Source organism: Hyphomonas sp. (genome assembly GCF_040882205.1).
Classification (GTDB): Bacteria; Pseudomonadota; Alphaproteobacteria; order Caulobacterales; family Hyphomonadaceae; genus Hyphomonas.
On sequence record NZ_JBBEBT010000148.1, the window covers coordinates 15,112 to 29,220 of the forward strand.

Consider the following 14,109-nt stretch of genomic DNA (forward strand, 5'->3'; position numbering starts at 1 on the left):
GGAGGGCTTAGGTTAAAACCTCAAACAACTCGTCCTGATCGCCCGGGCCGATGTCGATGATCGTTGTCGGCAGGCCGCGCTCGGCCACGTCGTCGAGGAAGGGTTTGGACGGGAACTGTTCGACGTTGAACACGCCCGGGCCTTTCCAGATTCCGCGGAAGAACATCGCCGCGCCAGTGACCGGCGGGACCCCCGTGGTGTAGCTGACCGCCTGCGCGCCGACTTCCTTGTTGGTCTCGGCATGGTCGCAGACGTTGTAGAGCATCTTGGCGAGCGGTTTGCCGTCTTTCCGGCCACGGACGATTACGCCGATCGAAGTCTTGCCGGTATAACCTTCGGCGAGCGACGAGGGCGGCGGCAGGAGGTCGCGCAGGAATTCCATCGGGATGATGTCGATGCCCTTGTGCTTGATTGGCTCGAGGCTGATCAGGCCGATGGATTTGAACACTTCGAGGTGCTTGATATAGGCGTCGCCAAAGGTCATCCAGAACCTGATTTGTTTAAGGCCCTTGATGTTCTTCACGAGGCTTTCTTCTTCCTCATGGTAGATGAGGTAGGACTTGCGCGGGCCGACTTCCGGATAGTCCACCATCGTCTTGATGCTGAGCGCGTGGATCTCTATCCACTCGCCGTCTTTCCAGTATTTGCCGTCCTGGGTCACCTCCCGCAGGTTGATTTCCGGGTTGAAGTTTGTGGCGAAGGTCTTGCCATGATCGCCGGCATTGCAGTCCACGATGTCTATATAGTCGATCTCGTCGAAGAGGTATTCCTGCGCATAGGCGCACCAGACGTTGGAGACGCCGGGATCGAAGCCGCAGCCGAGGATGGCGGTGAGGCCCGCCTTCTTGAAGCGCTCCTGATAGGCCCACTGCCAGGAGTATTCGAACTTCGCGACTTCGCGCGGTTCATAGTTGGCGGTGTCGAGATAGTTCACGCCGGCCTCGAGGCAGGCGTCCATGATCGGCAGGTCCTGGTAGGGCAGAGCCATATTGATCACGAGGTCAGGCTTCACCTTGCGGATCAGCGCGGCCGTGGCGGCTACGTCATCGGCGTCCACCTGGGCAATCTCGATCGGCGTCACGCATTCCTTTGCCACTTTCTCGCAGCTGGCGATGCGGCGCGAGGCCAGCGTGATGTGCTTGAAGGTCTTGCGGTCCATCGCGCATTTCTTGGCGACGACCGAGCCGGCCGCGCCGGCGCCGATGATGAGTACGTTGTCCATGTCTGGCATTGCTCCCGGGAGGGGTGAAAAGAATGGCCTCCCTTATGACAGTTCGGCCCGGGCGGCTAGAAGGGGGGCTAGATAGGGCGGGCCGGCCCGTGGCACAATAATGCTAACCCGGAGGAGAGATTTTGCCATGATCGCGAAGACGCCGCCGCCGCCTTATTGGGCCGTCATCTTCACCGCCGTATTCAGCGGCAAGGACGGCGCGAACTATGAAAGCATGGGCGGCCGGATGGTGGAACTTGCCCACCAGCAGCCGGGCTTCCTCGGCTATGAGACCGCGCAGGCGGACGGCAATGGTGAAATCACAATCTGCTACTGGGATACCGAGGCGAACCTGCGCGCCTGGAAACAGAATGACGAACACCTGGAAGCCCAGCGGATGGGCCGGGATGTCTGGTATTCAGGCTATTCCATCCGCATCGTGAAGGTTGAGCGCGCCTACGGCATCTGAGCCCCCGGTCAGCCCCATGCATCCTTTTCCGCGCCCGCGCGTTGGTTAAGAGGGACTGGCCCCGCAACTGGGAGTAATTATCCAATGACCATCGAAAGCCTGCTCATTTTCCTTCTCATCGGCGCAATCGCTGGCTGGCTGGCCGGCGTCATCATCAAGGGCTTCGGCTTCGGCCTGGTCGGCAACATCGTGGTCGGCATCGTTGGCGCGTTTATCGCGGGTCTGCTCTTCCCGGCTATAGGCTTCGGCCTCGGCGGCGGCATCCTTGCCGCGATCCTGCACGCCACCCTTGGAGCCGTGATCCTGCTCGTCATCATTCGCGTCATGAAACGCGCCTGATACCCGCCTGATACCCGCCTGATACCCGCCTGATACCCGCCTGATACCCGCCTGACACGAGCCTTGCTCCGTTCCGCTGTCCTGCCTGCAGGATGACGGGGCGGGGCTTTTCTCAATTCCCGAATGACATCTCCCCCATAACACGCTATGCGGCGCGCTTATTTTTGCGGGGCTGCGCCCATGACGATCCGCCATTTTCTGGACATCTGGCCGCTGGAGCAGGCGGACCTGCGCGCGATCCTAGACGAGGCGCATCGGATGAAGCGCGCCCGGGCCGGCTGGACCAGGGGCCGCGTCGATGCCGGTGCGGCGCTGGACGGCCATACGCTCGCGATGATCTTCGAGAAGGCATCCACCCGCACCCGCTTTTCCTTCGACATGGCCATGCGCCAGCTCGGCGGCAGCTCGATCACCACCTCCGCCGGTGATATGCAGCTCGGCCGGGGCGAAACCATCGGGGACACGGCCCGTGTCCTGTCGCGCTATGTCGATGCGGTGATGATCCGCGCCAACGACCATACCGACGTGGAAACCTTCGCCGAGGCTGCCACCATTCCAGTGATCAACGGCCTTTCGGACCGCTCGCATCCCTGCCAGATCATGGCCGACCTGATGACGCTTGAGGAACACGGCCTGACCCTGAAGGGCGCCCGTCTCGCCTGGGTCGGGGATGGCAACAATGTCTGTGCCAGTTTCATCCATGCCGCCGCGAAGTTCGGCTTCTCCTTAGCTATCGGCACGCCGCACCGCTACGCGCCGGATGAGGACGATCTCGACATCGCTACTGAAATGCAGGGCCGGATCGAGCTTTTCGAGACCGCCGAGGAAGCGGTCGCCGGCGCCGATGTGGTGATCGCCGACACGTTTGTCTCGATGGGCGACCTTGATGCTGAGCGCCGTCTCGAAATCCTCGAGCCGTTTGCCGTCACCGACGAGCTGATGGAGCTGGCAAACGGCGGTGCGAAGTTCCTGCACTGCCTGCCGGCGCACCGGGGCGAAGAAGTCGACGCCGAAGTCATCGACGGCCCGGCCAGCCTCGTCTGGGACGAAGCGGAAAACCGCCTCCACGCCCAGAAGGCCATCCTGCGCTGGTGCCTGGGAAAATAGTCTACCCGCCGATCACATTCACACAAGCCGCAGCGTCTGCCCTTGGCGGCGCACCCGGCGAGTTCTAGGCAATTGCCATGGCCGATACACTGATCCCGAACGCGAAATTTCTCGACCCTCATGTCACCGCCAAGGGCGAGACGCGGGCCAGCGTTGCGTGGACAGAGCTCAAGACGCTCTGGTTCAATACCGGCACCCTCTGCAATATAACCTGCGCCAACTGCTATATTGAAAGCAGCCCGACCAATGACCGCCTCGTCTATCTCACGCGCGCGGACGTGGAGCCCTATCTCGCCGAGCTGGCCGGGCCCGCCGAAATCGGCATCACAGGCGGCGAGCCCTTCATGGCGCCGGAAATCCTGGACATCCTCGAAGCAGCGCTGGACCAGGGCCATACACTCCTTGTGCTGACGAACGCGATGCGCCCGCTGATGCGCCCGCGCGTGCAGGTGGGACTTGTGGGCCTCGCCGCGCGCTTCCCGGGAAAGATGACGCTCCGCGTCTCGCTCGATTCCCATGACGCCGCGACACATGACGCCGAGCGGGGACGGGGCGCTTTCGCCGAAGCCTGTGAGGGGCTTCGCTGGCTCGCGGCCAACAACATCCCGCTCACGCTTGCCGGCCGCAAGGCCCTGCATGAGGACGAGGCCGCCGCCCGCGAAGGCTACTTCGCGCTGATCGCGTCGCTTGGTCTCGCGCTCGATGCGGCCGACCCGGTACAACTCGTCCTCTTCCCGGAAATGATCGCCCGCGATGATCTCCCTGAAATCACCACCGCGTGCTGGGGCATCCTGGGCAAGTCGCCGGACTCGATCATGTGTGCCAGCCAGCGGATGGTCGTGCGCCGCAAGGGCGCCGCGGGCCCCCGCGTTCTCGCCTGCACGCTGCTGGTGGACGATCCCGCCTTCGATCTCGGCGCCACGCTCGCCGAGGCCACCGCCGCGCCGGTGAAACTGAACCATCCCTGGTGCGCCAGTTTCTGTGTCCTCGGCGGCGCCAGCTGCTCAGCCTGACGCCTGCCTGAAGCAGGCCCCTTGCCGATTGGCCCCCTCGCTGCCACATGGGGCGGCTTGAAAGTCCCCCTCAAGGCAGCCCTCCGATGATCAAGTCTCCTCATGAAACCGGCGATTTCGCCGCCACCTTCCAGATCGAAGGCCGCCCCATCCGCGGGCGCGCGGTCCGCATGGGCGGCGCCAGTATCTCGCCAATTCTCGACCGGCATGATTATCCCCGCCACCTCGCCCAGATCCTCGGCGAGGCCGTTGCGCTGGCCGCACTCGTCGGCGCTTCGCTGAAATTCGATGGCAAGATCCTCGTGCAGGCCGAAGGCGATGGCCCGGTCACGCTGCTCGTCGGCGAGTACAGTACCAATGGCAATGTGCGCGGCTATGCCCGATATGACGCTGCCGGCTGGGCTAATCTCGAGCGCGTCAACAAGGGCGGCGAGCCGCACATGCCGCAACTGTTCGGCCGCACTGGCCGGCTCGGCCTGATCCTTGTGCAGGACAATCCCGACATTCAGCCCTACCAGGGTATCGTGGCGCTGAACAAGGCCTCGCTCGCTCAGTGTGCGGAGGATTACTTCGTTATGTCGGAGCAGGTGCCCTCGCGCATCCGCCTCGCGGTGGACCGCGCCGAGGGTGGCGGCTGGACCGCTGGCGGCATGCTGGTGCAACGCATCGCGGGCGACGACGCGCGCGGCGATACCGAGGAAGGCTGGCGCGAAGCAGAGGTGCTGTTTTCCACGTTGACACCGGCTGAGCTGGTCGACCCGGCCCTGCCCATGACCGAACTCCTCTACCGCCTGTTCCACGAACAGGGCGTGACGCTCGAACCCGGCATGGCAGTCCTCGACGAGTGTACCTGCAGCGAGGAACGCCTCGTCACGACGCTGGGCCAGATGCCGGACGAGTCCCTGCGAGAACTGGTCGAGGAAGACGGCAACCTCTCAATTGACTGCCAGTTCTGCGCCCGCCACTACAACGTGGATATCTCGCGCGTCACCGGCCCAGTGAACTGAGCGCTTACTCCGGCGCGTCCATCGCGAGGATCACCTGCGCATAGCCGCGCGCGAGGCGGCCCATGTTTTCGACGCTGGTGCGTTCATTGGTGCCGTGGAAGCCGGTGAGTTCGTCCGGGGTCAGCACGGCCGGAGCGAAGCGGTAGACGTTCTTGCTGATCGCCTCAGCATAGCGCGCATCCGTGGCGCCGAGCACGAGGCCAGGCGCGGCGGGTGAGCCGGGATAGGTCGCTTCCGCCACGCTCGCCAGCACGGCATAAGCGCGATTGTCCGTAGGCGACACATTCGATGCGCCGCTGCCCCGGATACCCTGCTGGCCGACGGCCACCTCGATGCCCTCGATATCCTTCGTCACCTTTTTGACATGCGCGATGATCTCTTCTTCCGTATTGCTCGGATGGATGCGGAAGTTCACCGTCGCGGTAGCCCGCTGGGCCAGTACATTCTCCTTGGCCGAGCCGGCCAGCATGGTCGGCGCAGTGGTGGTGCGGATCATCGCATTGCCGGCCGGGATCTTGCTCAGCTGCGCATCGACCGCACCTTCGAGCAGCCAGAGGTTTGCAAAGGCAAGGCGCTGGGCGAATGGCATGTCCTTGCCGCCGGCGCGGAACATCTCCGAAGCGGGTGGCTCGCCGAGCGCCGACGGCATCTGGTTCTCATCGAGCGCGACGACAGCGCGGGCGAGGTTCACGGCGGCCGAGTTGCGCGGCGGCGTGGAGGAATGACCGCCGGCAGCTGCGGCGATCACTTCCAGCGTCACATAACCCTTTTCCGCGATGCCGATGAAGCCTGCCGGCTTGCCCGTCAGCGGGGAGGGGTTCAGCACCATGAAGCCTTCGTCGAGCACCATTTCCGGCTCGATCCCGCGCGACTTCATCAATGCTACCGCGCTCGCGGCGCCGGAGCCGGAAACTTCCTCGTCATGGCCGAACATGAAATAGACCGTACGCTGAGGTTTGAAGCCCGCGACGGCCAGCGCCTCGGCGGCCTCCATCAGCGCCACCAGCGAGCCCTTGTTGTCGATTGCGCCCCGGCCATAGATATAGCCGTCGATGATCGCGCCCTCGAACGGCCCGCCGTCCCAGTCTTCTTCGGTGCCGATGTTAACCGGCACGACATCCTGGTGCGCCATCAGCACCAGCGGCTTCAGCGAGGCGTCCGATCCCGGCCAGGTGTAGAGCAGCGTCAGCGTGCCCGGCACCACTTCCTTCGTCATCGCGGCATGCGCGGCCGGATACGTCTCTTCGAGCCAGGCATGCAGCGCCAGCCACTCGCCCTCTTGCCCGGGGCGCGGATCGCCGCTCGCCAGCGTGATCGTTCTGAACTGGATCGCGCGCGAGAGGTTCTGCGCGCCGCGCTCCGCCGAAAATTCCGGCGGCGCCGGCAGCTCGACGCGCCCGCCCACTGGCTCGCCGCCATAGTTCATCGTGTTGACGATGAGCACGCCCACCAATGCTGCAACTGCGAGCAAAAACACGGCGAGACCGATGAGAAGGTTGCGGATCATGGCTGGCTTGGCTCCCGTATCTGTTTTGCAAACCGTGGCCGCGCGCGGAGCGCGCCGTCAAGCGACGCGGCATCAAAAAATGACTTGGCCGTCACCTTTTCACGCGGCAGTGTGGGCGCATGGTTGATCCCTCCCCGAAGCGGCTGAGCACGCCCCGTGTCCTCGCCTTGTCCACGCTTGCCTTTCCCTTGTCGGGAATAGGCCTGCCGCTGGGTGTATACCTCTCGCCCTTCTATGCCGACGAGATCGGGCTCGGCGTCGCGCTGACGGGCATGCTGTTCATGGCGCTGCGCCTGCTCGACATGTTGCTCGATCCGACGATCGGCCATCTCGTCGACAGCTTCAATTCGAAATGGGGCAGGGCGCGTCCCTGGATCGTTGCCAGCGTCCCGATTCTGATGCTCGCGGCCTATTTCGTTTACATGCCGCCGCGCGCAGGCGCGAGCGCGCTCTATTTCGTGCTGTGGATGGTCATCCTGTATCTCGGCTCGACGATGCTGATCATCGCGCGCAACGCCTGGGTCGCCGACATCGCTACCGATTATGACGACCGCTCACGCCATTTCGTGATGATCGAGATGGCCAGCGTGCTGAGCATGCTGTTCCTGCTGATCATCCCGGTGATCATCGCCAACAATGGCGGCGACCGGTTTGAGCAGATCGGCGCGATGGGCTGGTGCTTGATCATTTCGCTGCCGCTCACGGCGCTGATCGCCTGCCTCTTCGTGCCGGACCCGCCGCGCACGAAGGACCCGGCGGAGAAAGCCTATACCTTCGCCGACCTGCGCATGGCGGTCGGCAACCGTTTCCTCAAAACCGTCCTCCTGCTCGAGCTGCTGATCGGTATGGGCATCACGGTCACGGCCTCGCTCTATCTGTTCGTCGCCGAGTCGGTTTTCGGGCTCAGCGATGCGCAGGCAAGCCTCCTGCTGGTGGTGTTTTTCCTGTCCTCCGTGCTCGGACTGCCGGTCTGGATGCGTCTGGCCTCAAGGACGGAGAAGCACAGCGCCGTCTGTGTGGCCGTGCTGATGTCGGCGGGCAGCTATGTACTCTATCTTGTGGCCGCGCAGTTCCCGGGCTTCTGGCCTTTTGCACTTGCAGCCGTGATCAACGGGTTTGCCTTCACGGCGCCGCTGGTGATCGGCCGGTCGATGACGGCGGATGTGGTCGAATGGGAACTCGTGCGTTCCGGCACCAACCGGGCCGGATTGTTCTTCGGCCTGAACGCCGGTGCCTACAAGATCGGTGCGAGCCTCGCGACTGGGCTCGCCTATCTTCTGGTCGGTCTGGTGGCAGGTTATGAGGCCGGCGTCGAGAATTCGCCCGAAGCGGTGCAGGGCCTGCTCTTCATCTTCTGCGGACTGCCAGCCCTGATGTATCTCATCACCTATTTCGTGGTGCGCACCTATCCGCTGACGCGCGCCGTGCAGGCGGAAACGGCCGGCCGGCTCGGCAGCATACCTGCGGAGGTCTAGAACCCGCCCCCTTCGGCAAGCCAGTCTAGTTCATCGGGTGTGCTCGTGCGTGCAGCGACCTTGTTGCGATGGGGAAAGCGGCCGAACTGCCGGATCGCGTCGCGGTGCTGGATCGCGTAGTCCATCGTTGTCTTCGTATACTCCCGGAAATCCTCGTGCGCCGTGTTGTGCAGCGCCGTGAAAAGCGCAACTGCCCAGTCCTGGTCGTCCAGTGCTTCGGAATGTTCGAGCGGCAGGTAGAAGAAGACGCGCTCGGCTTCCGCCAGGCCTTCGTCCTCACCCTTCTCCAGACCCTCCTTGCACAGATGAAGGGCCAGCCGGTCCTGCGCGAAGGCGCGCGGGCTGCCCCGAAAGATGTTTCGGCTCATCTGGTCGAGCACGATGATCGCCGCGAGCCGTCCCTTCGTCCCGCGCGCGGCCCAGTCCTCGGCGAGTGGGCCTGCGGATAGCGTCTCCAGCAGCGCCAGGAATTTCGCTTCAAGTTCTGCGTCGAACGCCTTGCCGCCCTTGAACCATTTCTTTGACTGCGTCTTCAGGCCCTCGGGCGTATCGGCATCTGCAATCCAGAAGGCGAGAATGTCCTCGGGGGCGGGAAGCTGGCTCATGCGGCGGGCCGGCGGGCGACGACCATGTAGTTCACGCTGGTATCGCCCGAGAGTTTCCACTGGCCGCTGATCGGCTGAAAGGCGACGCCGATGGTCTCGTTGATCTCCAGCCCCGCGCCGCGCAGCGGCGTGCGCACATCCTCGGGGTCGAGGAATTTCGACCAGTCATGCGTACCGCGCGGCAGCCAGCCGAGGATGTATTCGGCGCCGATGACGGCAGTGGCGAGCGCCTTGGCGGTCTTGTTCAGCGTCGCGACGATCATCAGCCCGCCCGGCTTAACGAGGCGCGCGGTGTCGGCGAGGAATTGCGCTGGGTCAGCGACATGCTCGACCACTTCGAGGTTCAGCACGATATCGAAGGGCGCTTCGCCGGCGGCCAGCAGGCCTTCGGCGGTTCCGGAGCGGTAGTCGATCTTCAGCGCCTGTTCGCCCGCATGGGTGAGCGCCGTCTTGATATTGGCCTCAGAGGCATCGACCCCGGTAACCGAGGCGCCAAGCCGGGCCATCGGTTCAGACACGAGCCCGCCGCCGCAGCCGATGTCGAGCAGTCGCAGGCCGTCGAACGGGGTCCGAAGGCTGGAAGCAAGGCCGAAATGGCGCTCTGCCCGCTCGCGAATGAACTTCAGGCGGACCGGGTTGAACCGGTGCAGCGGCTTGAACTTGCCGTTCGGGTTCCACCAGTCAGCGGCCATGGCCGAGAATTTCGCCACTTCCGCCGGGTCGATGCTGGGTGTGACGGGGATAGCGTCAGACGCGTCAATTGTTCTCGCCATCGTTTATCAATCCTGTTTGATCCGAGCCGAACTTTCCCTTACAGGGGCCGATATAGGACGCCCCGGGCGGGGCAGATAGTCGGTTGGGGCGAAATGGCGCGCACGGTACTCAAATTCGGCGGCACATCGGTCGGCGATCTCGACCGGATTGCGAACGTCGCCGAGATCGTCGCGGCGCGGGCGGCCAAGGGCGAGCATATGGCCGTCATCGTCTCGGCGATGTCGGGGGAGACCAACAAGCTGGTCGCCCTGGCTGACGGCGCTGCCGGCAAGGACCTCGCGCGCCATCTTTATGATGACGAGTATGACGTTGTTGTCGCCTCAGGCGAGCAGGTCACCGCCGGCTTGCTGGCGCTCGCGCTCCGCCGCCGGGGTCTGAAGGCCAGGTCGTGGCTCGGCTGGCAGCTGCGCCTGAAGACCGACAATAGCCATGGCCGGGCCCGCATCATGGGTTTTGACGATTCGGCGCTGCCGGATTCGATCGATTCCGGCGAGATCGCGGTCGTCGCGGGCTTCCAGGGCGTGACCGACGATTACCGGGTGACGACCCTCGGCCGGGGCGGATCGGACACCAGCGCCGTGGCAGTCGCCGCCGCGCTCGGCGCCAAGGTCTGTGATATCTATACGGATGTGGACGGCGTCTACACGACCGATCCGAGGATGGTGCCTAAGGCGCGCCGCCTCGACAAGATTTCGTATGAAGAGATGCTCGAGATGGCCTCGCTCGGCGCGAAAGTGCTGCAGACGCGCTCGGTCGAGCTGGCGATGAACCACAATGTGCCGGTGCGGGTGCTGTCGAGCTTCGTGAAGCCCGGCGAGGAATCCCCCGGAACGCTTGTCTGTGCAGAGGAAGAGATCGTGGAAAAGCAGGTTGTCAGCGGCGTCGCCTATTCGCGGGACGAAGCCAAGGTCACGCTCTATGGCGTGCCCGACCGGCCGGGATCGTCGGCCAAGATCTTCTCGGCCCTCGCCAAGGCGGGCGTGAATGTCGACATGATCGTGCAGGCGAGTTCCCGCGAGGCCTCCAAGGCGAACCTCGTGTTCACCTGCACCGAGCGCGACAGCCCGTTCGCCCGCGAGACGCTGGAGAAGCTGAAGGCGGACGTCGGTTATGAGCGGCTGGAAGTGGTCAGCGACGTCTCGAAGATCTCGATCATCGGCGTCGGCATGAAAAGCCATACCGGGGTTGCCGAGAAAATGTTCACGGCCCTGTCGGAAAAGGGCATCAACATCGATGTCATCTCAACTTCTGAGATCAAGATATCCGTGCTGATCGCTGCGCCCTATACAGAACTGGCCGTTCGCGCCCTACATACGGCCTTCGGCCTCGACGCTGACTGAGCCCCCATCCCGCACGGGAGAGCATGCCTTATAATATGCCGGCCACGAGAGTGCTCATGAACAACCTTCGCCAGGTGATGGCGGAGGATGGAGACACTCGTTCGCGGCTCGATCATGTCGTGCGCCTCATCGCCTCGACCATGGTGGCCGATGTCTGCTCGATCTATCTGCGCGAGCCCGAGGGCAGCTTGTTGCTGATCGCCACCGAGGGCCTGAAGCCGGAAGCTGTCAACAAGACGCGCATGGCCTCCAGCGAGGGGCTCGTCGGCTTCGTCGCGCGCACGGCCGAGCCGATCGCGATCACTGACGCGCCGCGCCATCCGTCCTTCTCCTACCGTCCGGAAACAGGGGAGGACCCTTTCCATGCCTTCCTCGGCGTGCCGATCCTTCGCACTGGCGGGGTAACCGGCGTGCTGGTCGTGCAGAACAAGACAGAGCGCACCTACCGCGACGAGGAAGTCGATACGCTGCAGACAATCTCGATGGTGCTGGCGGAGATCGTCCATACGCTGGTGCTGGCACCGGCGCCGCAGAACGCGCCGGAGCGCCGGGTGCGCGGACCGGGGGGCGGAAATCTCAGTGGCCGGGTGTTCTGCGAGGGTCTCGGTTACGGCCGCGCGGTGCTGCACGATCCGGTTGTGCCGGCGGCGAAGTTCTTTGCCAGTGACGTCTCCGCTGAGGCCGAACGGCTGAATGCCGGCCTGATCGGACTTCGCGCCTCGATCGACCGGATGATGCTGATCGACGGCGCAGCTCTGGTCGGCGACCCGCGCGATGTGATGGAGGCCTACCGGCTGCTGGCGGAAGACCCCTCCTGGGCCGAGAAACTGCATGAGGGCATCCGCTCTGGCCTGTCGGCCGAGGCTTCGCTGGACCGTGCCCGGCGCGAACACCGGGCGCGGCTGCAGAACGCGCGCGACCCCTACCTGCGCGAACGGCTGCATGACCTTGAAGACCTCGACAACCGCCTGCTGCGGGTGCTGGGCGGGGAAGAGGGCAAGCCCAAGGTCACGGGCGAGCAGGGCGTGCTGGTGGCCCGCCGCCTCGGTCCGGCTGAGCTGCTCGAATATGCCAATGTCGGCCTGCGCGGCATCCTCATGGAGGAGGCGGCCGCTTCCTCGCACGCCGCCATCGTGGCGCGTGCACTGGGCATTCCGGCCATCGGCGGCATCGAGAACCTGACGACACGGATCGAGCAGGGTGACTATATCATCGTCGATGCGGAGGAAGGCTCGGTCCATATTCGCCCGGATGACGCGGTATATGACGCGTACAAATCCCGTGTCGCGCTGCGCTCGGAGCGCCAGGCTGGGTATGCTGCGCTCAAGGGCCTGCCCGCGAAGACGCTGGACGGCACCACCGTCTCGCTGATGCTGAATGCGGGTCTCGCCCTTGATCTCGACATGCTGGACCAGGCGGGCGCGGACGGGGTGGGCCTGTTTCGCACCGAGTTCCAGTTCCTCGTCTCGGAAACCCTGCCGCGCCTTGAAGACCAGATTGCCCTCTATAAACGGGTGCTGGACCGGGCGGCCGGGCGGCCGGTCGTGTTCCGCACGCTGGACCTCGGCGGCGACAAGGTGCTGCCCGCCCTGAACCTGCAGCGGGAGGAGAACCCCGCGCTCGGCTGGCGGTCGATCCGCTTTGCGCTGGACCACAAGGGCCTGTTCCGCCGCCAGCTTCGGGCGCTTGTGCGCGCTGCCGGGGAGCGGCCGCTGACCGTCATGTTCCCGATGGTGACCGTGCCGTCGGAGTTCCGGGACGCCAAGGCGCTTCTTATGGAAGAACTCGCCTGGAGCGCCACGCGGACAGGCAAGCAGCCCTCGAAGCTGGAAGTCGGCGTGATGCTGGAGACCCCGGCGCTGGGTTTCTCGATGCAGGACCTGGCAGGGGAGGTGGATTTCCTGTCGGTCGGCACCAATGACCTCTTGCAGTTCTTCTTCGCGGCTGACCGGATGACACCGTCGGTCAGCGAACGCTATGACCTGGTGGACCCGGCGGCCCTGCGCTTCCTCAAGATGGTGGCCGAAACCTGCAAGGCGGGGAAGGTCCGTCTGTCGGTCTGCGGCGAGGCGACTGCCTCTCCCCCGGTGGCGCTCTGCTTTGCGGCGCTGGGCTATACCAGCTTGTCGATGGCGGCCTCCGCCATCGGCCCGGTCAAGCAGGCCTTGCGCAAGGTGGACCTGGGCGCCTTCCGGGCGGGGCTTTTCGAGCGGATGGACAAACCGAACGGATCGTTCCGTAATCAAGTGTTAGCACTTGCCGCCGAGCATGGAATTGACACAGCTGACAGTTGAAGCGTGTTGCGACGGCAGGAACACGGCTCTACGTAAACATTGGACCGGATCTTGCCCCGATTTCACTTTGTGGCGGCATTCGGCAGTGAGACTGGTAGACAATGGCACAGAACGTACCGACTGAGCCTGCAGGCGACAAACCCGAGGAAAATGAACGGGTGGAAGATAACGGAACGAACCGTTCGAATGTAATGCCGATCTCTGCGGAAGCAGCCCGGCAACTTGACGAATATGGCCGTCGCCAGCGGGCCGACGAGATTTTCCGTTCGGGCCTCTATGAAGGCGAAGAACTCCGGATGGGGCAGGTCCTGCGCCGCGTGCGCGAGGCGCTGCTGCGCGACCTCGGCGAGATCGCGCGCGATTCGCTCATCCGCGAGAACTTCCTGATGGCCATCGAACGTATGGAACTGCAGACGATCGCGAAGGGCTATCTCGTGCCCTACCTGATCGCCTATTCAAAGTATCTTGGATTGCCCGAGCAGGAAGTCATCCGGCGCTATACGCGCGAATGCGGCGCCGTGGATGAGGTAAAGACCACCGCGCCGGTGCCGAAAATCGGTCAGATAAACAAGAAACATAGCCAGTTGCCGCTGGTCACCGCCGCGTTCGGCGCGCTGCTGGTGTTCGTGGCCGGCGGTGTCAGCGTGTTCATGCTGATGAGCACGGGACCGGAAGAAGTCGTCTCTCCGACGGTCGTGGCCGTCAGCGGCGCCCGCGACAGCCTTTTTGCTGAAAATGCCGCCTCCTCGGCGGTTCCGGCCGACCTGCCGCTGGAAATCGTCGCCGTCCGCCAAGGCTGGCTTGAAGTGCGCGGCGCCGATGGCACCATCTTCCTCAGCCGCACGATGGCCGAGGGCGAGAACTATTTCCCCCGCCTGAAAGCGGGCTGGACTGTCTCGGCTCGCAATGGCGGCGCGTTCGAGTGGCGCGTCGGCGACCTGTCGGTCGGCCCGCTCGGCCCTGAAGGTG

Annotated in this window: 13 protein-coding genes; 9 read left to right on the forward strand and 4 right to left on the reverse strand. The window is 64.2% G+C overall.

The annotated features are described in order from the left end of the window. Window positions 1-7: 7 nt before the first annotated feature. A complete protein-coding gene (locus WEA77_RS05965) occupies window positions 8-1,222 on the reverse strand; it encodes a saccharopine dehydrogenase C-terminal domain-containing protein (protein ID WP_368066957.1) in 1,215 nt (404 codons plus the stop codon). A 136-nt stretch (window positions 1,223-1,358) separates the two neighbouring features. On the opposite strand from WEA77_RS05965, the gene WEA77_RS05970 reads away from it, so the two are divergent. The 5 genes from WEA77_RS05970 (at window position 1,359) to WEA77_RS05990 (ending at window position 5,145) form a co-directional block, all read left to right on the forward strand. Beyond that, window positions 1,359-1,679 carry an antibiotic biosynthesis monooxygenase gene (locus WEA77_RS05970; protein ID WP_368066958.1) on the forward strand — a complete coding sequence of 107 codons (321 nt, stop codon included), beginning with the start codon at window positions 1,359-1,361 and terminating at the stop codon, window positions 1,677-1,679. 84 nt (window positions 1,680-1,763) lie between these two features. Continuing rightward, the gene (locus WEA77_RS05975) at window positions 1,764-2,018 is read left to right on the forward strand and encodes a GlsB/YeaQ/YmgE family stress response membrane protein (RefSeq protein WP_368066959.1); all 255 of its coding nucleotides are present in this window, start codon (window positions 1,764-1,766) and stop codon (window positions 2,016-2,018) included. A 180-nt stretch (window positions 2,019-2,198) separates the two neighbouring features. Continuing rightward, window positions 2,199-3,125, forward strand: coding sequence for an ornithine carbamoyltransferase (gene argF, locus WEA77_RS05980; protein WP_368066960.1), 927 nt, complete (start codon window positions 2,199-2,201; stop codon window positions 3,123-3,125). Window positions 3,126-3,202: 77 nt separating this feature from the next. Further along, on the forward strand, window positions 3,203-4,138 hold the full coding sequence (locus WEA77_RS05985) for a radical SAM protein (protein WP_368066961.1): 936 nt from the start codon (window positions 3,203-3,205) through the stop codon (window positions 4,136-4,138). A gap of 86 nt (window positions 4,139-4,224) precedes the next feature. Beyond that, on the forward strand, window positions 4,225-5,145 hold the full coding sequence (locus WEA77_RS05990) for an Hsp33 family molecular chaperone HslO (protein WP_368066962.1): 921 nt from the start codon (window positions 4,225-4,227) through the stop codon (window positions 5,143-5,145). A 4-nt stretch (window positions 5,146-5,149) separates the two neighbouring features. On the opposite strand, the gene WEA77_RS05995 is transcribed toward WEA77_RS05990, so the two are convergent. Further along, entirely contained in the window at window positions 5,150-6,652 is a 1,503-nt protein-coding gene (locus WEA77_RS05995) for a M20 family peptidase (RefSeq protein ID WP_368066963.1), read from the reverse strand. Window positions 6,653-6,771: 119 nt separating this feature from the next. Between WEA77_RS05995 and WEA77_RS06000 the strand changes: the two genes are divergently transcribed. Beyond that, on the forward strand, window positions 6,772-8,127 hold the full coding sequence (locus tag WEA77_RS06000; protein WP_368066964.1) for an MFS transporter: 1,356 nt from the start codon (window positions 6,772-6,774) through the stop codon (window positions 8,125-8,127). Here the strand turns inward: WEA77_RS06000 and WEA77_RS06005 are convergent. Together WEA77_RS06005 and ubiG are read right to left on the reverse strand one after the other, a co-directional pair. Further along, complete coding sequence (locus WEA77_RS06005; protein ID WP_368066965.1) at window positions 8,124-8,732, reverse strand: DUF924 family protein; 609 nt, start codon at window positions 8,730-8,732, stop codon at window positions 8,124-8,126. The genes WEA77_RS06000 and WEA77_RS06005 overlap by 4 nt on opposite strands. After that, window positions 8,729-9,505 carry a bifunctional 2-polyprenyl-6-hydroxyphenol methylase/3-demethylubiquinol 3-O-methyltransferase UbiG gene (gene ubiG / locus WEA77_RS06010; RefSeq protein ID WP_368066966.1) on the reverse strand — a complete coding sequence of 259 codons (777 nt, stop codon included), beginning with the start codon at window positions 9,503-9,505 and terminating at the stop codon, window positions 8,729-8,731. The genes WEA77_RS06005 and ubiG overlap by 4 nt, the downstream gene beginning before the upstream one ends. A gap of 93 nt (window positions 9,506-9,598) precedes the next feature. Here ubiG and WEA77_RS06015 point away from each other — a divergent pair, with 93 nt between their 5' ends. From WEA77_RS06015 to WEA77_RS06025, 3 genes are all read left to right on the forward strand, one after another. Beyond that, a complete protein-coding gene (locus tag WEA77_RS06015) occupies window positions 9,599-10,846 on the forward strand; it encodes an aspartate kinase (RefSeq protein ID WP_368066967.1) in 1,248 nt (415 codons plus the stop codon). Window positions 10,847-10,902: 56 nt separating this feature from the next. After that, window positions 10,903-13,140, forward strand: a complete 2,238-nt coding sequence (gene ptsP / locus WEA77_RS06020; RefSeq protein WP_368066968.1) for a phosphoenolpyruvate--protein phosphotransferase — start codon at window positions 10,903-10,905, stop codon at window positions 13,138-13,140. 101 nt (window positions 13,141-13,241) lie between these two features. Beyond that, on the forward strand, window positions 13,242-14,109 hold an 868-nt coding region (locus tag WEA77_RS06025), incomplete at its 3' end, for a helix-turn-helix domain-containing protein (RefSeq protein ID WP_368066969.1).

What these genes read in the sequence shown, in the direction of transcription:
- WEA77_RS05965 (WP_368066957.1), bottom strand. Translation starts at nt 1,222, where the DNA reads ATGGACAACGTACTCATCATCGGCGCCGGCGCGGCCGGCTCGGTCGTC.
- WEA77_RS05970 (WP_368066958.1), top strand. Translation starts at nt 1,359, where the DNA reads ATGATCGCGAAGACGCCGCCGCCGCCTTATTGGGCCGTCATCTTCACC.
- WEA77_RS05975 (WP_368066959.1), top strand. Translation starts at nt 1,764, where the DNA reads ATGACCATCGAAAGCCTGCTCATTTTCCTTCTCATCGGCGCAATCGCT.
- argF (WP_368066960.1), top strand. Translation starts at nt 2,199, where the DNA reads ATGACGATCCGCCATTTTCTGGACATCTGGCCGCTGGAGCAGGCGGAC.
- WEA77_RS05985 (WP_368066961.1), top strand. Translation starts at nt 3,203, where the DNA reads ATGGCCGATACACTGATCCCGAACGCGAAATTTCTCGACCCTCATGTC.
- WEA77_RS05990 (WP_368066962.1), top strand. Translation starts at nt 4,225, where the DNA reads ATGATCAAGTCTCCTCATGAAACCGGCGATTTCGCCGCCACCTTCCAG.
- WEA77_RS05995 (WP_368066963.1), bottom strand. Translation starts at nt 6,652, where the DNA reads ATGATCCGCAACCTTCTCATCGGTCTCGCCGTGTTTTTGCTCGCAGTT.
- WEA77_RS06000 (WP_368066964.1), top strand. Translation starts at nt 6,772, where the DNA reads ATGGTTGATCCCTCCCCGAAGCGGCTGAGCACGCCCCGTGTCCTCGCC.
- WEA77_RS06005 (WP_368066965.1), bottom strand. Translation starts at nt 8,732, where the DNA reads ATGAGCCAGCTTCCCGCCCCCGAGGACATTCTCGCCTTCTGGATTGCA.
- ubiG (WP_368066966.1), bottom strand. Translation starts at nt 9,505, where the DNA reads ATGGCGAGAACAATTGACGCGTCTGACGCTATCCCCGTCACACCCAGC.
- WEA77_RS06015 (WP_368066967.1), top strand. Translation starts at nt 9,599, where the DNA reads ATGGCGCGCACGGTACTCAAATTCGGCGGCACATCGGTCGGCGATCTC.
- ptsP (WP_368066968.1), top strand. Translation starts at nt 10,903, where the DNA reads ATGAACAACCTTCGCCAGGTGATGGCGGAGGATGGAGACACTCGTTCG.